Source organism: Lutimonas halocynthiae (assembly GCF_030409835.1).
Lineage (GTDB): Bacteria > Bacteroidota > Bacteroidia > Flavobacteriales > Flavobacteriaceae > Lutimonas > Lutimonas halocynthiae.
The window spans coordinates 957,295-976,224 of record NZ_JAUFQO010000004.1 but is presented as its reverse complement, the minus strand read 5'-3'; the positions used below and the strand labels follow the sequence as shown (position 1 = coordinate 976,224).

At 38.3% G+C, this 18,930-nt stretch carries 19 protein-coding genes; 12 read left to right on the top strand and 7 right to left on the bottom strand.

Annotated features, from left to right (window positions below; translation table 11 throughout):
• Window positions 1-46: 46 nt before the first annotated feature.
• Window positions 47-439: a DUF2784 family protein gene (locus QWY87_RS10030; RefSeq protein ID WP_290290779.1), complete on the bottom strand. Its 393-nt coding sequence runs from the start codon at window positions 437-439 to the stop codon at window positions 47-49.
• A 139-nt stretch (window positions 440-578) separates the two neighbouring features.
• Here QWY87_RS10030 and QWY87_RS10025 point away from each other — a divergent pair, with 139 nt between their 5' ends.
• Window positions 579-890, top strand: coding sequence for a hypothetical protein (locus QWY87_RS10025; protein WP_290290777.1), 312 nt, complete (start codon window positions 579-581; stop codon window positions 888-890).
• A gap of 79 nt (window positions 891-969) precedes the next feature.
• Here QWY87_RS10025 and QWY87_RS10020 read toward each other — a convergent pair whose 3' ends face one another.
• Complete coding sequence (locus QWY87_RS10020) at window positions 970-1,743, bottom strand: hypothetical protein (RefSeq protein WP_290290775.1); 774 nt, start codon at window positions 1,741-1,743, stop codon at window positions 970-972.
• Between the two features lie 429 nt (window positions 1,744-2,172).
• On the opposite strand from QWY87_RS10020, the gene QWY87_RS10015 reads away from it, so the two are divergent.
• A complete protein-coding gene (locus QWY87_RS10015; protein ID WP_290290774.1) occupies window positions 2,173-3,639 on the top strand; it encodes an alpha/beta hydrolase family protein in 1,467 nt (488 codons plus the stop codon).
• A gap of 36 nt (window positions 3,640-3,675) precedes the next feature.
• Here the strand turns inward: QWY87_RS10015 and QWY87_RS10010 are convergent, their stop codons facing one another.
• Window positions 3,676-4,584, bottom strand: coding sequence for a helix-turn-helix domain-containing protein (locus QWY87_RS10010; RefSeq protein ID WP_290290773.1), 909 nt, complete (start codon window positions 4,582-4,584; stop codon window positions 3,676-3,678).
• A 31-nt stretch (window positions 4,585-4,615) separates the two neighbouring features.
• Between QWY87_RS10010 and QWY87_RS10005 the strand changes: the two genes are divergently transcribed.
• The 8 genes from QWY87_RS10005 to QWY87_RS09970 all read left to right on the top strand — a co-directional run bounded on the left by QWY87_RS10005 (window position 4,616) and on the right by QWY87_RS09970 (window position 13,303).
• Window positions 4,616-4,771, top strand: coding sequence for a hypothetical protein (locus tag QWY87_RS10005; protein WP_290290772.1), 156 nt, complete (start codon window positions 4,616-4,618; stop codon window positions 4,769-4,771).
• A gap of 74 nt (window positions 4,772-4,845) precedes the next feature.
• The gene (locus tag QWY87_RS10000) at window positions 4,846-5,301 is read left to right on the top strand and encodes a (2Fe-2S)-binding protein (protein WP_290290770.1); all 456 of its coding nucleotides are present in this window, start codon (window positions 4,846-4,848) and stop codon (window positions 5,299-5,301) included.
• Window positions 5,302-5,311: 10 nt separating this feature from the next.
• Window positions 5,312-7,564: a xanthine dehydrogenase family protein molybdopterin-binding subunit gene (locus tag QWY87_RS09995; RefSeq protein WP_290290768.1), complete on the top strand. Its 2,253-nt coding sequence runs from the start codon at window positions 5,312-5,314 to the stop codon at window positions 7,562-7,564.
• Window positions 7,565-7,629: 65 nt separating this feature from the next.
• Complete coding sequence (locus QWY87_RS09990; RefSeq protein ID WP_290290767.1) at window positions 7,630-8,082, top strand: nuclear transport factor 2 family protein; 453 nt, start codon at window positions 7,630-7,632, stop codon at window positions 8,080-8,082.
• Between the two features lie 27 nt (window positions 8,083-8,109).
• A complete protein-coding gene (locus tag QWY87_RS09985; protein ID WP_290290764.1) occupies window positions 8,110-8,559 on the top strand; it encodes a nuclear transport factor 2 family protein in 450 nt (149 codons plus the stop codon).
• 28 nt (window positions 8,560-8,587) lie between these two features.
• Window positions 8,588-9,742 carry an aldo/keto reductase gene (locus QWY87_RS09980; protein WP_290290763.1) on the top strand — a complete coding sequence of 385 codons (1,155 nt, stop codon included), beginning with the start codon at window positions 8,588-8,590 and terminating at the stop codon, window positions 9,740-9,742.
• Window positions 9,743-9,765: 23 nt separating this feature from the next.
• Entirely contained in the window at window positions 9,766-11,055 is a 1,290-nt protein-coding gene (locus QWY87_RS09975; protein WP_290290761.1) for a DUF418 domain-containing protein, read from the top strand.
• Window position 11,056: 1 nt separating this feature from the next.
• On the top strand, window positions 11,057-13,303 hold the full coding sequence (locus QWY87_RS09970; protein WP_290290758.1) for a xanthine dehydrogenase family protein molybdopterin-binding subunit: 2,247 nt from the start codon (window positions 11,057-11,059) through the stop codon (window positions 13,301-13,303).
• Between the two features lie 38 nt (window positions 13,304-13,341).
• Here the strand turns inward: QWY87_RS09970 and QWY87_RS09965 are convergent, their stop codons facing one another.
• The gene (locus QWY87_RS09965) at window positions 13,342-13,860 is read right to left on the bottom strand and encodes a hypothetical protein (protein WP_290290756.1); all 519 of its coding nucleotides are present in this window, start codon (window positions 13,858-13,860) and stop codon (window positions 13,342-13,344) included.
• 184 nt (window positions 13,861-14,044) lie between these two features.
• On the opposite strand from QWY87_RS09965, the gene QWY87_RS09960 reads away from it, so the two are divergent.
• Window positions 14,045-14,479 carry a cupin domain-containing protein gene (locus QWY87_RS09960; protein WP_290290754.1) on the top strand — a complete coding sequence of 145 codons (435 nt, stop codon included), beginning with the start codon at window positions 14,045-14,047 and terminating at the stop codon, window positions 14,477-14,479.
• 154 nt (window positions 14,480-14,633) lie between these two features.
• Window positions 14,634-15,386: a DUF4405 domain-containing protein gene (locus QWY87_RS09955; RefSeq protein WP_290290753.1), complete on the top strand. Its 753-nt coding sequence runs from the start codon at window positions 14,634-14,636 to the stop codon at window positions 15,384-15,386.
• A 31-nt stretch (window positions 15,387-15,417) separates the two neighbouring features.
• Here QWY87_RS09955 and QWY87_RS09950 read toward each other — a convergent pair whose 3' ends face one another.
• The 3 genes from QWY87_RS09950 to QWY87_RS09940 all read right to left on the bottom strand — a co-directional run bounded on the left by QWY87_RS09950 (window position 15,418) and on the right by QWY87_RS09940 (window position 18,927).
• Window positions 15,418-16,266 carry a pyruvate, water dikinase regulatory protein gene (locus QWY87_RS09950; RefSeq protein ID WP_290290752.1) on the bottom strand — a complete coding sequence of 283 codons (849 nt, stop codon included), beginning with the start codon at window positions 16,264-16,266 and terminating at the stop codon, window positions 15,418-15,420.
• A 94-nt stretch (window positions 16,267-16,360) separates the two neighbouring features.
• Entirely contained in the window at window positions 16,361-17,563 is a 1,203-nt protein-coding gene (gene pcaF, locus QWY87_RS09945; protein ID WP_290290750.1) for a 3-oxoadipyl-CoA thiolase, read from the bottom strand.
• Between the two features lie 11 nt (window positions 17,564-17,574).
• Window positions 17,575-18,927, bottom strand: coding sequence for an aspartate aminotransferase family protein (locus tag QWY87_RS09940; protein ID WP_290290748.1), 1,353 nt, complete (start codon window positions 18,925-18,927; stop codon window positions 17,575-17,577).
• Window positions 18,928-18,930 lie beyond the last annotated feature (3 nt).

Genomic DNA, 18,930 nt, shown 5'->3' with positions numbered 1-18,930 from the left:
ATTAAGGTTGCAGCGTCCTGTTAAGACTTGAATCTAACAGAGCACCTTATTTCTTTGCGATCCTTTTTCGGAGATTCAGATAAGCACTGATAAGAAAAGCTGTAAAGAATAAGATACCTGTACAGGCATCTACCAATTTTGCCGGGATATCGATATTTGTTAATTCAAGGATAAGAAAATGTATGTATGAATAACTCGTGTTTTGATAACCAAGCATCTCACGAATTTGCCAGTGCCAATCAGTGCAAACACAATAACCCCATCCAAACCAAATACCAAGTATAAACCATGAAAAAGCAGTAAGGGACAATGATATAAAATTTGCAACACGCCATCGGGGCACCAGCCACCCAAAAACATTGAATAGAATAAGAATTGTGTGGAATCCAATAAAGAAAACATCAATAATTTTAAGAATGGACTCAGGCATTGTATTCATGGCTTAAACCGTCGTTTAAATTCAAGATAACAAATTTATGGCCAACTGGATTCACTACAAATGTCAAATTAAAACTTCTTCATACCAGTTAGTTTTTTTGTACTTTTGAAGAACCTTAATCTAATAAAAATAATGTACAATGCATTTTGATCAAGCTGAAAAAATGGCAGTCGTTAAGGCGATTGCAGAAACCATAGACCTGGACGGCCAATACAAAGTGGGAGAACTCATGTATTTAGACGAACTGATGAAGACCCTTGATTTTGATGCCCAATACATGGAAAAGGCAAAACAACTCAGTTCACAGAAGGCTGTGCCCGCGCTTCAAGGTATGACAAAAGAAAAAAAGGAGGCCTTGATCATGATGATTGATGAAATGTCTGAGGCGGATGGTGTTGTTCACCAGAAAGAAAAGGATTTCTTAGTGAACCTGATTGGTATTTTGAGTTAAATCATTTTTGAGTCAACAAGAACTTTAAAAGTGCACTACAAGATATAGGAGGCCTTTTTTGTTATATAATTTTAAATAACTATTCTGTCATTTCTGAAGTTCTGCAGATATACTGTGTTTCGTCGATCAGGCCCTTTATGCCTTCTTTGATCTTGTCGATCAAAAATTCGCTTCCGCCTATAAAAGAGGGAGGAATATTGTGGATATAGTTTAAAGTGTAATTGAACACCAAAGTCTGTTCATTATTCAAATGAAAATACCTCGATATCGATATTGACATTTTACTTGTTTTCTGAAACATGACCTTACCATATTGATAATTATGTTGCACCACGATAAGGTTGGGGGATAGCGCTATTCCATCATATTTTTTGAAATAGTTTTTTAATTTTGGATATTGGTTTCCAAATTCTTCAGGTGTATAAAAATGTAAGGTATAGTCTATTTCCGGAGCACCAAAACCAACAGAAATATGATAGATACTATCAAGTCTTGAGATTTTTGCAGAGGGCATTGTCTGTGAGATAAAACCCGGATCAGCCAATCGTTCTTCTGAAAAAAAATGAATTGGTTTATCTAAAACGTATGCTACTTTGGTCAACAAGACATCATATTGTTCGATTCCCTTATGCTCCCAATAATCATAAAGATCTAAAGGTTTTGCATGATCAGGAAAGGAGAATGATTGGGTAGACCCTTCATTTGCTGTTCTTTTGAGCAAGGAATGATAGAAAAAGATACTATCACTTGTATAATCCTCTTTCGGAAAATCAAATTCAAGCGTTTCAACATTCTTCCATTTTAACTCATATCGCTGTTGGGCAACAGATGTTAAAGCAAGTAAAAAAAACATGCACAACAATGAAGGTTTAATCATAGCTTGAAAAATACAATTTAAATTCTGCACTATTCACTCAGTAATTTCAATTTGTTTGCCGTAAAAGTAGCATTTTCGAGGTAAATATTCCAAAAGAATATGGGATCAATTTAAAGTTTAATTTTTTATTCTTTTTTGAGTCACACAAATTTTACTTCCATAAACCAATTACAACTGACAAAGCTTTCTAGTTTTGCCTTTTAATTCATCCATAAAACATATACAACCAGGAGAAATAATTAACAAAAGAGAATTTCCTACTTGTTTATTTTTTGCGTCCTCAATTGATTAGTTGCTATTTTTTATATGGATTTAACCATTTTAGGAATGTTTATAACATTGCATATAAACCCTTCTCATTTTAACTTTGTAAGAAATCAATAGTTTAATGAAATTTAATTTTTTATGAGAATTTTCGAAATCATTTTATTAGTGGTCATTTCCATATTACCATTTGTGAAAAGACCTTTATTACGACGTATTAACCCAACATACCTCATTGCTTTTTTAGGGGTATTATTGTCAATGCACTTTATTATTGAGGGTTGGCGCTGGCAAATGATTCCAGCCTATATTTTAGTATTCATTCTTGCCTGGAGAATAAAGGTGGTTGATGTTGCTAAACCTTCACAATGGTCATTCTTAAAAGTCATAGGCTATTTAGGAATTACGATTCTCTTAGTCATTGGTTGGATACTTCCGATGGCGCTTCCTGTTTTCTCTTTGCCCGAACCTACAGGTCCTTATAGTGTTGGAACAGAAATGGTTCATGTGCAAACTCAACAAGATGAAATTATTTCTAAAGACCCAGACGATAAGCGAGAGTTCATGGTCAAGATTTGGTATCCAAGTGAATCAGATGTGTCTTCAATGAAGGGAGAAAAGTATCTGGATGCTGCTGGTAGATCTGGATTCGCCATGAAGTATGGTTTACCTCCTGGGGCGCTCAATTATCTTGATCACATTAAGACCTATGCTTTTTCAGGTATTCCAGTTGCCGATAATTCTTTTCCTGTTTTGATTTTTTCCCATGGATATGGATCAAAAGCTACAGGGTATTATGCATTATTAAGTGAAATTGCCAGTCAGGGTTATGTGATCATCAACATGAATCACACTTATGAAAGTTTAGGAGTCACCTTCCCTGATGGAAGAATAAAACATTTTGATTATGAATTTCAAAATGAAATATTTGGTGAATCCATGACGGTTATTCAACCTCTTATTGACGCGTTCAAGAATAAAAAGAGTTATGAAGAAAGACATCCAATTGTTAGAAAGGCGACACTAAATTATTTCGAAGGGAGCGTACAGGATCGCTGGGCAGAAGATATGATCACCACGATGGATCTTCTCGAAAAGTGGAACGTTGAGGGTGTGTTAAAAGATAGGCTCGATCTAAATAAAATAGGAGTTTTCGGACACTCTGTAGGAGGTGGTTCAGTAGGTAATGTTGCGATGAAGGATGAGCGGGTAAAAGCGGCTGTCAATCTCGACGGTATTCAATGGGGGAACAAAATTGACAGCATGTACCGCATACCGTATCTCTATGTTTCTGCTGATTGGCCGGCGGAGCATGAGGACATCAATTCACACGTATATAAATATAAGAGTACAGACTACTTCTATGAAACCAAGCTGATGAAATCTGGTCATCCGAATTTTATGGATATTCCTTTTATGATTCCTGTCAGATCACTTGCCGGAACTGGAGAGATTGACCCTTATCTGGGAACAGAAATTGTTACAAAACTGGTTACTTCTTTTTTTGACAGGCATTTAAAAAACGACCAAGCTGTAAATCCTCAAAGTATCGGTGAGCAATATGACATGCTAGAACTGACTGTTTACAAAGGTGATTCGATAAAATAAAAAGCGAAAATAATTGTAATGTAAGGGGGGCATTTGCTAATTCATTTTTCTGAATTCATTGGGCGAATAGCCCACCTTATTTTTAAAGAGTCGTGTAAAATGCTGGGGATACTTAAAGCCTAATTCGTAGGCAATTTCGCTTAGCGATTTTGTGGGGTCAAAAATCTTTTCCTTGGCCACTTCGATGATCTTTGCCTGAATAAATTCATGGGCACTTTTTCCTGTTTCCTTTTTGACCAGGTCACCAAAATAATTTGCGGAAAGATGCTGCTGCGCTGCAAAATAGTTAACAGAAGGCGTTCCTTGTTCCTTAGCTTTCCCTGTCTTAATATAAGAATTCAAAGCGGATTCGAAATCTTTAACAATCCCAAGGTTGACCGTATCTCTGGTGATGAACTGTCTGTCATAAAAGCGCGTGCAATAACTCAAAAAAAGTTCAATATTTGCAACAATCAGTTTCTTGCTGTGCTTGTCTAAGCCTTGAGAGAGCTCGAACTGTATTTTGTCGAAACAGTCCAAAACGATTTGCCGTTCTTTTTCTGATAGATGAAGTGCTTCACGCAGTTGATATGAAAAAAAGGACAAGCCGTCTATATGCTTTCCTAGATTGGATCCTCTCAAAAGGTCCGGATGAAATAGTAGGGCATATCCAGAGGGTTTCTCATTATAATCAATATGTGATATGTTCACAACCTGCCCTGGGCCTATAAATACAAGTGTTCCGTCTTGGTAATCGTAATTCTGACGTCCATATTGTAAAACGCAATTCTGACCTTGTTTTAAAAAAACACCATAAAAGTGATACCGAACCGCTTCTACTTTTTTTACTGTAGACGGCCACGAACCTTCAGAAAGATCTAAAACACTGACCAATGGATGCAAGGCCGATTTATTGAATGCAGCGCAATAATCATTTACCGTGGAGATTTCTACTATTTCTTTCATAAAGAATCTTTAAGTCAAAAATAACAATTGAATGATAAAAAATGTAATTTGTCCAGACCAATCGGTAAAATTGGTAAGTATTCCCGTAATATGGGTAATTGCATTGACCTTAGTGGTTTATAACTTTGAGGAGTTACAATTACCTTTTGATAAAGGTATTATTATTAACTTTATGGCAAACAGGTAATATGCATTTTTCGTTTTCGGATTTGAACAACGTATAGATGGCATATATTATTATAAATAATTAATAGAATTCATATGGCAAAATTCATTTTACAAATTAATGGCTCGTCCCGAGAAGTGGATGTTGATCCGGATACGCCAATACTTTGGGTTTTAAGAGATCACCTGCAACTTGTAGGGACAAAATATGGTTGTGGTATCGCCCAATGTGGTTCTTGCACCGTTTTATTAAATGGAATTGCCACCAGAACCTGCCAATTGCAGGTGTCAATGGTTGGTAATAATGAAATAGTGACGATCGAGGGCTTATCTGAGAATGGTGATCACCCTGTTCAGAAAGCATGGGAAGAAGAAGATGTTCCTCAATGTGGTTATTGTCAGGCGGGTCAAATAATGTCGGCAGTTTCTTTATTGAAAAGCAACCCAAACCCCAGCGATGAGGAAATCGAGATGGGTATGAGCGGCAATATTTGTCGATGTGGAACTTATATCCGTATAAAAAAGGCTATAAAAAGAGTGTCTAACAGTTAACTATTGAATCATGTCTGTATTTAAAACAAGGATAGGGAGAAGGTCTTTTATAAAAAACGTCTCATTAGGAAGTGGAGGAATGGTGATTGGTTTCAACTGGCTGGTCTCATGCAACACACCTTCTAAGGATCTAAAAGCATTGCCAAAAGAATGGTTTGAATTTAATGCTTACCTGAAAATTGGTGATAATGGAATGGTCACTATACAATCTCCAAATCCTGAAATTGGTCAGAATGTAAAAACATCAATGCCAATGATTGTTGCTGACGAACTGGATACTGATTGGAATGATGTCATCGTTGAGCAAGCACCGTTAAACACAAGTTTTTATCAGTGGCAAGTTGCAGGAGGAAGCCGGTCTATAAGTTCGGGTTGGGAACCCTTGCGAATGGCAGGTGCTACGGCGAGAAAAATGTTAATAACTGCAGCCGCCACTCAGTGGAGCGTTGCTCCTGATGAGCTTATAACAGAGGCTGGAATTATTTCACATAAAGAAAGCGGGAATTCAGCGCATTATGGTGAGATGGCGTCAGTTGCCGCAAAATTAGAAGTGCCTGAAGAAGTAACATTGAAAAATGCTGCCGATTATAAAATCATAGGTCATTCTAAAAAAAATGTAGATGCTAAAGATATTGTAACAGGAAAACCTTTATTTGGATTAGACGTTTATAAAGAAGGGATGATTACAGCAATGATTGTGCACCCGCCTGCCTTTGGAAAAAAGTTAAAATCGTTTAATCCGGATGCTGTCAGAAACATGCCGGGAATAAAAGATGTTTTTGAAATAAGCGTCTATTCAGGTGATAAGCAACAGTCAGCTTTTGACATAACAGCCTTCAATGAGCTTGTCGTGATTGTTGGAAATTCTACCTGGCAAGTCATGAAGGCGAAAAAAGCCATTCAGGTAGAATGGGAGTTAGCACCATCAAAAGACCTTGCAATGGAAATGTTTGGGAATGTTTCAAATAAGCATTTCCCGGCAGGATTAGAAAACACATCTGAACACAAGGCACTCATGAAAGACATTGACTTTGGTGATAAACGCCTTAAGCTGGTCAGAAAAGATGGAGATCCGGAAAAAGCATTTAAAAATGCTGCAAAAATAATAGAGCGCACCTATACAGCTCCTTTTAGAGCGCATAATACCATGGAGCCCATGAATTTTTTTGCTGATGTTACAGCTGAAAAAGTGTTTGTATTGGGCCCGGTTCAAACTCCTGAATGGACAGAGTCATCTTTGTCACGAAGACTAGGGGTTCCTAAAGAAAAAATTGACGTTCATTTAACCCGTATGGGTGGTGGATTCGGGAGAAGACTTTATGGACATTTTGTCACTGAGGCAGCTTTGATTTCACAAAAAATGAAGGCTCCTGTTAAACTGGTTTATACGCGTGAAGATGACATGACCTTTGGAACTTATCGACCAAGTTATGTTGTTAAATACAAAGCAGCTTTAGACAAGAACAACAACTTAGTTGCTGTACATGTCATTGGAGGAGGAATTCCTGAAAGAGCACTTTATGCCAATAGATTTCCTGCAGGTGCCGTAGACAATTTCATAGCAGAAGAATGGGAAGAAGATTCCAATATAACTACAGGAGCATATAGAGCTCCAAGATCTAATTTTGCCGCGAGCGCTGAACAATCGTTTTTGGATGAAGTTGCAGAACTCGCAGGAAAAGATCCTATTGATTTCAGATTAGATTTATTCAAGAAAGCAATAGATAATCCTGTAGGAGAAAGAAATGATTATGATGCTAAACGTTATGCCGGAGTGCTGGAGTTGGTAAAAGAAAAATCGAATTGGGGAAAAGCCAATACTTCAAATTTAAAAAGAGGTGTCGCTGCTTATTTCTGTCATAATTCTTATGTAGCCAATGTGGTTGACGTGGTTATGGATGGCAATATACCAAAAGTACAAAATGTTTATTGCGCCATTGATTGTGGAATTGTGATCAACCCTGATGCAGCTACTAATTTAGCAGAAGGAGGAGCCGTTGACGCAATTGGCACCGCCTTGTTTGGTGAAATGACTTTTGAAGATGGCGTTCCACAACAAAGCAATTTTGATAAATACAGACTCATTAAACATCATGAGGCACCTAAGAATATTCAGGTTGATTTTGTTAAAAACGATATAGCACCAACAGGAATGGGAGAACCACCTTTTCCACCGGTTATGGGAGCTTTGTCAAATGCCATTTATAGCGCTACAGGTAAACGCGTTTACCACCAACCATTTATTAATGAATTAAATGCTTAGCACAAGATGCTGGCATCAAATTTTTATTGGAAACGAGTTTAAATCATTATCAAATATTTAGAAAAATGAAAAGATTATTTATTGGACTTCTAGCAGTTTTATTTGTGCACATATCCTTCGCACAAAATGCAACTATTGAACAAGAAATCAAGGAGCTTTCAAAAGCAAAGTGGCAGTGGATGGCCGACAAAAATGTAGATAAGTTGGCAACACTCTTCGATGATAGGTCAAAATTTGTACATATGAGCGGTTCCTGGAAAAAGGAGAGGGAGTTGGAAATCATCAAAACCGGAAGCATTTGGTATAAAAACGCCGATGTTCATGATGTGGCCGTAGAAGTTTTCGGAGACGATACAGCTATAGTCTGGAATCGAATCACACTAACGGCTCATGTTAGGGGTAATGACGTGGAGAATGAATTTACGGTGACCGAATTTTACAAAAAGGAAGGTGAAGATTGGAAATTGCTGGATTTGACTTTTAGCAGTGTACGGGATACCCATAAAATTGAGCATTAGTAAAATTTGAACTTAAAAAAAATTCACATGAGCATAAAAGCTAAAATTTTTGGACTTCTTTTATTTTTTGTAGGCGGACAAATAGCCTTGGCTCAATTGACAGAAATAGAAAAGGAAATCACTGAACTTTCGAAGAAAAAATGGGAATGGATGGCTGATAAAAAGGCCGACAGTCTTGCCGTGCTCTTCCATGACCAGGCCAAGTTTGTGCACATGGGAGGCACTTGGGGGAAAGACCGGGAGGTTGACATCATTAGAAGTGGATTCATCCATTATAAAAAGGCGGATGTTCATGAAGTCATGGTTGAAGTGTTGAACGAAAACACAGTAATACTCTGGAACCGAATTACACTATTGGCGGTGGTTGGCACGAATGAGGTCACTACACCTTTTATGGTAACAGAAGTCTATGTAAAGCAAAATGATGATTGGAAATTAGCCGATTTGACATTCAGTAAACTACTGACAAGGGATTAATGGCATGTTGAATATTATATAATTTGTGATGAAAAAAAAGACCACCATTTCAAAAGTTAACAAAGAGACTAACAAGCAAGTTAATAGAAGAGATTTCATTTCAAAAACAACTCTTTTGGGAGCAGGAATGGCGGCGGCACCTTTGGCTTTTGCCGGAAGTAATAATTCTATGGGTGAAGAAATAGCAAATAACCCTGCTTATCTTAAAGGAAAGCGCATGTTGGGTACCTTAGAAGTTTCAGCGATTGGATTGGGTTGCATGAGCATGAAAAGTGGCAGTTATAACCCTCCACGTGACAAAAAGGATATGATTCCGGTGATACGTGGCGCTGTAGATCTGGGAGTTACTTTTTTTGATACTGCAGAGGTATATGGTCCCTTTACCGATGAGGAGCTTGTTGGGGAGGCACTGGCTCCAATGCGCGACCAGGTGGTTATAGCCAGTAAATTTGGTTTTGATTTTAGCAAAGGTAAGCGGGCTGGACGCAACAGCCGCCCTGAACACATCCGTAAGGCGGTGGAAGGAATGTTGAAAAGATTAAGGACAGACCGGATTGATTTACTTTACCTACATCGGCTGGACCCTAACGTGCCTGTTGAGGATGTAGCCGGAACGGTTAAAGAGTTGATAAAAGAAGGAAAGGCCCTCCATTTTGGTCTATCTGAAGTTTCCCCGGAAACGATTCGAAAGGCCCATGCCGAACAGGCCGTTTCGGCCCTGCAAAGTGAATACTCTATAATTCAGCGTGCCCTTGAGAATGAGGTAATTGATACCTGTGCTGAGCTGGGGATTGGTTTTGTTCCATGGGGCCCCGTATGCAGAGGATTTTTAGGTGATAAGTTTAATGAGTACAGTCGATTCTCTAATGACTCCCGATTGGCAGCGGTTCCTTATTTTACGCCTGAGGCTATTAAGGCACATATGGAAGTGTTGGTTTTAGTACGTGAATGGGCGAGAAAGAAAAATGCGACGCCGGCACAAATTTCACTGGCCTGGCTATTGGCCCAAAAACCCAATATTGTTCCTATTCCAGGTACCACAAAATTGCATCATATTAAAGAAAACATGGGTGCCCTAAACATCCAATTTACTGATCTGGAACTGAACGAATTTAGGGGGGGCTTGGAAAAAATATCCCTGTTAGGAGTAAGAAGTTTTGAAACAGCATTAGTAGATCAGTAATCAGGCAATTATAAATTAAAAAAATGAAAAATAATATATCCTTATCAGCACCATTAAAAAGAATAACAGTATTGGATGCCTTAAGAGGATTTGCCTTGTTTGGTGTTATCATTATGCATATGCTCCAGAATTTTGGATATAGATCTGGAGGGACCCAACAGGAAATGCTGAGGTTTCCCGCGCTGGATGAGGTAATTCAATGGATTGGCAATAACATCATCATGGGACGGTTTATCAATATTTTTGCCTTTCTGTTTGGGATGAGCTTCTTTATCCAAATGGACAGGGCCGCTAAAAAAGGCGTTGATTTTCGCGGACGTTTTGTATGGAGAATGATCATATTGATGGCCATGGGCTTGTTGTGCCATTCTTTTTATAATCTTGAAATCATATCGGTCTATGCATTTTTTGGTCTTTTGCTGATCCCTTTGTTTAAGGCTAAGAATTGGATGTTGATCGTTATTTTTTCCTTTTTTTTACTAGGTGGTCCACGTGCAGTCAAGGTAATTCATCATAACTATACAACTGCCATTGAACTAGCAAGTATTGAAGATCAAACAAGTACTGAAGATCAGGCAAATACGGAGCAAAAAAGAAACGATTTCCAAAGACCTCGTGAATTGCCTGAGCATATAAAAAACCCTTCGTTTTTGAACACTGCAAAGTATAATTACGAAGAGCGATTGATTGGAAAGTTAAACTATCAATTTGGGTTAATTGGACGAGGATATATTACATTCGCTTTATTTGTACTGGGGTTGCTTATCGGCCGGATTCGCTTTTTTGAAAAGCTAGACGAGCAGAAAAAGCAAAATAAAAGACTCTTTATTGGATTTGTTCTGGCAACTGTAATTACGATTTTGATTCAAAATGCGTTACCACCAATTGATTTTCGCATGCTATTTAGGTCGGAAGGTCAACTATTGCCGTCTTCAATTTTGACAGCACTAGCCATGGCAGACCTTAGCATGGTGCTAAGCTCAGCAGCATTGACCTTAGGATTCATATTACTTTATCAAAGTGAAAAATTTAAGAAATATCTTGAGGTTTTATCGCCATATGGGCGCACAGGATTAACTAATTATATCATGCAGGGGGCGCTCGGAGCCTTGATTTTTTCGAACTGGGCCTTTGGTTCAGTCTTTGGTGGCTGGGGCGCAACGGCATTGTTTTCCTTTGGAATTGTTATTTATATAGTCCAAGGTATCATCAGTAAATACTGGCTAGACTACTATTTGTATGGGCCTTTGGAATGGCTTTGGCGTTCTTTAACCTATTTAAAATTTCAACCCTACAGGAGAAAGAAACTATAGAATGACACTTGTAAAAACACATATAGGCAGACGCGCGTTCATAAGAAATTCCAGCCTAACTGGGGGAGGACTTATACTTGGTTTTGCCTGGCTGAATTCCTGTAAGCCTAATGAAGCTGCTGAAATGGCCGCAATTGAAATGCCTAAGGAATGGTTTGAGATCAATGCCTATCTGAAAATAGGTGACAACGGTCTGGTGACCATTATGTCTCCCAATCCTGAAGGAGGTCAGAATGTGAAGACTTCCATGCCCATGATCGTTGCAGATGAACTCGATATCAACTGGAAAGACGTATTGGTTGAACAAGCTCCTTTGAATACAGCATTGTACAGCCGTCAGTTTATTGGTGGTAGCCAGGCCATTCGACAAAGCTGGAATGGTTTAAGAATGGCTGGGGCTTCAGCACGTCATATGCTTCGCGAAGCAGCTGCCAGTATCTGGGGAGTGTCAATTGATGAAATTAGCACAGAAGAAGGTTATTTAAAACATCATAAAAGTGGTAAATCAGCTAGTTATGGAGCAATGGCTTCAGCCGCTGCTAAGGTTGCCGTACCTGAAGAAGTAAAACTAAAAGACAATCAGGATTTTAAGATCATTGGAACATCGAGGAAGAATGTCGACGCTCATAAGATTATAACCGGAAAGCCTTTGTTCGGTATGGATACCTATAAAGACGGTATGCTAACGGCCATGATCGTTCATCCTCCGGCTTTTGGTTTAAAATTGAAATCAGTAGATGATTCGGCGATAAAATCAATGCGAGGGATCAAGGACGTTTTTACCATAAAGGTGTTAAAGGATGATTTTGAAAGGCAGCATTTTGATACCTGTACTTTTTTGGAAGTGGTTGCCATAGTTGGTAATTCTACCTGGGAAGTTATGAATGCTAAAAAGGCCATCAATGTGCTTTGGGAACCCTTCGAAGCGTATACTGAGGAAAGAACTTTTTATCGAAGTTCAAAACAAACAATTACCATTCCGGCCGGGCTTGAAAGTACGGAGGAACACATGGTAAAAATGGCGAAGGCGTCAGCGGAACCTGGCAAGGTAGTTCGTAGAGACGGGAATCCCGAACTGGCCTTCAAAAATGCGGCAAAAGTCATTGAACGAACCTATATTGGGCCGCATCTTGCACATAATTGCATGGAACCCATGAATTTCTTTGCGCACGTCACATCTGATAGTGCCGAACTCATAGGTCCTTTGCAAAAAGCTGAATTGACAGAACAGACAGTATCAGCCAGACTTAGAATGCCTATTGAGCAAATTGATATTAAAATGTCACGTCTTGGAGGAGGATATGGTCGCAGGTCTTATGCTCATTGGCTGATTGAAGCAGCCCTTATATCACAGCGCATGCACCTGCCCGTTAAGCTCGTCTATTCTCGTGAAGACGATATGACAGGAGGAATTTACCGACCTGCATACCAGGCCACTTATCGCGCTGCTCTGGATGAGAATAATAAGCTTACTGCGGTGCATATTAATGCCGGAGGTGTACCTGAAAGCCCATTGTTTGCGAACAGATTTCCCGCCGGAGCGGTTGAAAATTATCTTGCAGAAAGCTGGACAGTTAGCACGAATATTACCATTGGATCATTTCGTGCACCGAGGTCAAATTTCATAGCTTGTGCAGAGCAATCGTTTTTAGACGAAATTGCTGAAGCAACAAATAAAGATCCCATAGATTTTCGCCTGGAATTATTAGAGCAGGCTAAGAATGGTCCGGTAGGTGAAAACAACGATTACGATGCTGCTCGCTATACAGGTGTGTTGGAAATGGTGAGGGAGAAATCTGATTGGGACAATACCCCTGAAGGCGTTCATCGAGGAGTGGCGGCTTACTTTTGTCATAATACCTATGCCGCACAGGTTTTAGATGTCACTATCGAGAATGGCGAACCTGCCGTTCAAAGGGTGAGTTGTGCCATTGATTGTGGTATAGTTGTCAACCCTGATGCGGCCATAAACCTTACGGAAGGTGCCATAGTTGATGGTATTGGTAACGCATTATTTGGGGAATTAAAGTTTAAGGAAGGTGTCCCGGACAAGAAAAATTTTGATCAATACAGAATGATCAAAATGTCAGAAACGCCTAAAAAAATTGATGTGCATTTTGTGCAAAATGGAATAGATCCGACAGGCTTAGGAGAGCCTGCATTCCCACCGGTTTTCGGAGCTTTGGCCAACGCCTTGTATAAAGCCACTGGTAAACGTTATTATAAGCAACCTTTTCGGATAGAGTAATTTGCTACTGTCAAGGAAAAGTGAATTCGTACTTTTTATTATTCGCTCCAGACAGAAGAATAGCAAACATCTTTCCAGGTACCCTCTATATTTTCCATCAATATGAACTGGCCTCCATATGCCCCTTTAGAATAATATATAGCATACTTTCCATCTCTGAATACTACTGGAAGTGAAATTACAAACCAATTATGTCCTTTGAGTTCTTTTAGGGTATGATTTTTAGGCTCCCGTATCAGTTTATTGATATTAACAGTATTCATTGTGGTAAACCTTTCAGCTAGATAATTTCTCTCTTTATTTGTCAGGGTCATTGAATCTAAATTCACAAGAGAATTACAGATGTCAAATTCACTTAAATAAAATAAGCTCCTTGAAAGAGGTTGATTCAGGTCAGAAACGATCGTTTTATTATAAACGGTAGGAATGGTATCAGCCAGAACAATTTCTCTGAGAACCTGAAGCTCTGACTCGTCAATAGATTTTGATTGGAAATTTTCCGGCTTATGAGCATATAGAAATATCAGTCCGAGAAAAAGCAGTAATAATTTTTTCATAACGCTATGATTAATCAAATATACAAATTGTCAAATTACTTCAAGATACTTCGCTAGCGAAACAGGCTTCAAAACATCGACCCTCTTCAGCCTTCTATTATTGACCAAAGGATGATTTCCAGAAATAATTTCTAATAAAGAGCTATTTTAGTGCTTATAAAGCACACAATTTAAAAAAATAAAAATGGAGCAAACAAAATTTGTCAAAAAAGGTGAGGGAGAAAATTACAATTACAGTCAAGATCATTGCTTTATTAAGCTTTCGTCAAGAGATACAAATGGCGAGTTATGTATCATCGAAGACACTTTAAAACCCGGATTTCATTTAAACCGCCACCACCATAAGATCATGACAGAGGTTTTCTACATATTGGAAGGTGAAATGGAACTCGTTTTTGATAAGGAAACGATAGTCCTCAAAGAAGGAGACACTATTACTGTTCCGCCGAATGTTTGGCATGAAGCTAGTTGTTTAAATGGAGGAAAGATGTTAACGATTTTTAAGAATGGCGAGTTTGATGTTTTTTTGGAACAGCTTTCTACTATGACTGAGGATGATTTTTCTAACGTAGAATTCATGAAGTCTTTCTCTGCAAAATTTGACATTTATGAGGAGTAGCGCATTGTAAACAAGACCAGTAAAGCATGGTTGCCAGCTAGATGCTGCGACAACGAATATATAATGCTAGCAGTAATTAAACCAAGTCAATTAAATTGAGTCCTAGAAGCATAAACCAAACAAAAACTTCTATCAAAACGTGAATACAATTCCATTGAAAAAGAAAACTTCTAAGGTTAGAATATATGTAGATATTTTCTTTTTTAGCCTTATGATTTTAGTGTTGATTCCTCAAACTACAGGAATACCAATTCATGAGTGGGCTAGTTTTATGATACTCCTTCCATTTTTTCTGCATCTAGTTATTAATTGGAATTGGATTGCTTCTAATTCTGCTGCTTTTCTAAAAAGACAAGCTAATAAAACACGTTTTGACTATGTTTTTAACTGGCTTATGTATTTCTTAATGATAATTGTTACGGTTTCTGGGATCGTTATATCAGAATCAGCCCTGCCTTTTTTTGGAATCCATTTTGAACCCGACGGTTTTTGGTCTAAAATTCATGACATTTCTGCAACGCTGTTTATGGCTTTCTTAGGAATTCATATCGCTTTGCATTGGAAGTGGATTGTTACCGCAATAAGAAAACTTAAATTCAAATCTGATTTGCATCATTTAATTGAGATAAAGTCAATTATGCTAAGATATTCTCGCCAACTTTTACTTATAATTTTTGTTAGCACTATCTTGTCTTTTATCATTTGGTTTTTAGACTATAGTCAGTGGGCAGATGGGTTTAGAATAAGTTCAGATGTTCATAATGATGAAAAACCTAATGGCATACGAAAAAGTTGGATGAAATACATTTTACCTTTATTGAAAGTCACCATAATTACAATTATTCCAGCATTGATTACTGGAGGTATTATGAGACTGAAAAAAAGGATTAGAAGTACCAGTGCCTGAAAAGCTTGAATTTTTGTCAGCTACTCAGAAATCAATCCAAATTATGGTGTTTCTCTTTGTCAAATCTTTCAAAAAGAAGGCCGAGTATTTCATTTGCGGTTGATTCAATGGCCTTATTAGAAATATTTATTTTTGTAAATCCGCCTCTTTTAAATAGAAAATTGGCATACTGAAGTTCTTTACCAACAACTTTAGAATCAACGTAATTGTTGTTAGTTAAATTTCCAAAATTTTTCCATCGTTTCTGTCGCTGGACAACTAAATGACTTAAGCTAATATTCAAGCCAAAAACGCGATTCTTATCGATTTCAAACAACTCTTTTGGAGGATCAATACCTTCTATAAGTGGCACATTTGCTACCTTCCATCCAAACATTGCCATATATACGCTTAATGGTGTTTTTCCGCATCTCGAAACACCTGTGACAACAATGTCTGCCTTATGCAGATTCTGTGCATTAAGTCCGTCATCGTGATTGAGTGTATATTCTATAGCTTCAATTCTCTTATAATATTGGGCATTAATTTTATGATAAAGCCCCGGGCTATTAACAGATTGTAATCCAAAATCATTTTCTATTATATCTGCAAGACCTCCCATAAGATCGGCCTGTTTTATATTTTGCTTTTTACATTCCTCGATCAAGAAAGTGCGTAAATCAGAATTTACCATTGTATGCGTAAGGATTCCATTGGTATCCTTTACCTTTTTAATTACATCAAGAACCTTTTTTTCTGTAACGACATCAGGAATTAACTTAACATTCAAACTATTTTCTGGATATTGAATGATTAAGGTTTGAACTATGGTATGCCCAGTTACCCCTTTACCACCGGAAACAACATAAATTGATATGGAATCATTTTCTGATTTATTCATAATTTTTGATCCTATTACTTGAAATATTAAACATTTTTTACAGATTCAATCATCATTTCTTAGAACTGAAATCTTCATTGATTTTTACTTTGATTTATACTTTTTCCAGTACGATTGCAATACCCTGCCCAACACCGATACACATGGTGCACAGCGCTCTTTTTGCATCTGAATTCACCATTTGGTAGTAGGCACTGCTTACAATTCTGGCTCCACTCATTCCCAAAGGATGCCCCAATGCAATGGCACCTCCTAAAGGATTGATTCTAGGGTCATCATCTTTCAAACCTAGTTCACGGATACAGGCCAATGACTGGGCAGCAAAAGCTTCATTGAGCTCTATAAGATCCAGGTCTTTCAAATTCAGTCCTAATTTTTTCAACAACTTTTGTGTTGCAGGAACGGGCCCCATTCCCATGATACGCGGAAGTACGCCTACCGCTGTAAGTCCCAGGATCTTCACTTTGGGCTTTAAATTGTATTTTTTTACTGCATCCGCTGAAGCGATCAATAAAGCAGCGGCTCCATCATTTACTCCTGAGGCATTACCAGCAGTAATGCTTCCGTTTTCACCGGTTATTGACCTTAAGCTGGCTAACTTGTTTAGAGAAGTTAAACGTGGGTGTTCGTCTTTGGAGACTTCAAACGTATCTTTTTTACCACTAGAGACTGTTACTGGTATGATTTCTCGGGCAAGTGAACCATTTTGCTGGGCCTGATTTGCTTTTTCCTGACTTTTTTGTGAAAATGCATCTTGATCAGCTCGGCTTATATTGAAATCATCCGCAATATTTTGAGCTGTTTGAATCATGCCTTCAGTACCGTACATTTTATCCAGTTTCTTGTTTACAAACCGCCAGCCTATGGTGGTATCGTAAGTTTTGATTTCTCTGGAAAATGGCTTCGTTGCTTTATCGGTAACAAATGGAGATCGAGACATGCTTTCTACGCCTCCTGCAATCATCATTTCAGTTTCTCCAGATTTAATTGCTCTGGCTGCTATTCCAATGGCATCCATACCAGAACCACACAATCTGTTTATGGTTGAACCTGGTACAGTTTCTGAAAACCCCGCAAGTAATGAAGCCATTCTGGCAACATTTCTGTTGTCTTCTCCAGCCTGATTAGCGCAGCCCATAACAATATCATCAATAGCAGTCCAGTCAATAGCTGAATTTCTATCCATTAAGGCTTTTAACGGAATCGCCGCTAAGTCATCGGTTCTCACTGATGAAAGTGCGCCACCATATTTACCCACTGGCGTTCTAATGGCATCACAAATAAATACATCTCTCATGGTCTTATATATTAATTCAATTGTTCAATTTTGGGCTTAAGAAGTTTAAATCCGTTCAATAGTGCTTCTGATAATTGATCAACATTATTTTGGGTTAAAGTTGTGGCCAACATACAGGAGCAAGTATTGATCATGATTATATTTTCTGTTTGGAAGAGGTAATCAATCAATTCGTTTACGATTATTTTTGCTTCTTTTGATTGATAAGCTTCTCGATAATACATCGGAGGCTTCTCTTGTAAATGGATTCTAAACATGGAGCCTGCACCGGTTATGCTCACAGGTACATCCGCAATTTTTATAGCTTCTTCAATTTGCTTTCGGGCGGTCATTGTAAGTGAATTTAAATTCAAAACAGCTTGTTCGTCAAACATTTCCATGGCAATTCTACCTGCTGTTGTGGATATAGGATTTGCAGAAAAGGTTCCTGATTGCGGGTGCCTTAAAAAAGTTTGTCTGGGATCCATAACATCCATGATTTCAAATTTTCCCGCCAGGGCTCCGGAAGGAAATCCGCCGCCAATAATTTTACCCAGAGCGGTCAAATCAGGCTTGTGGATATAGTCGTGTTGTGCTCCTGAAAAATTGACCCGAAATGTAACCACCTCGTCGAATACCATAAGCGCATTATTTTTCCTTGTCCAATTATAGATTGCCTCAATAAACTGACTGGTTGCAGGAAAAAGACCCACTCGATGCGGAACAGGATCTATAATTACGCAAGCGATTTGATCGGCATTCTGATCTAATAACTTGATGGTTCTTTCAATATCATTAAAAGGATAAATGATCACATCGTCAAGTATTCCTTGGGGAGTGCCTTTTACCACAGGTACCGAATTTGGCTTATTGATGTCACCCCAATTTCCTGGATTTGATGTTTGGCTGATTTCAGCATAATCGTATGTGCCGTGATAGGCACCTTCTGCCTTGGCGATCTTTGGTTTTCCTGTATAAGCTCTTGAAGCTTTAATCATCGTCATCACAGCTTCTGTTCCCGAATTCATAAACCGTAGTTTTTCAAAACCGGGAGATCGGTTGATCAGGAGTTCAGCAAAAGCAACCTCGGCTTCTGTGCCCATGGTGAATGCTGTTCCTTTTTTCATCTGTTCAGCAACTGCATTGATGATAGGGGCATAAGAATGGCCATGTATTAAAGAGGCCATATTGTTTGCAAAATCCAGACGTTCTACGCCATTGATATCCCTGATATAACTACCATGCGCATTTGATGCATAATAGGGGTGAGGGGCTCGATAAATAGTATTACGGCTTACACCGCCTGGAAGTACTTTAAGGGCACGTTCAAATATCATTTTACTTGTGTCGCAATTGTATTTTTGATCTTGAGTTTGTAACTTCATAAT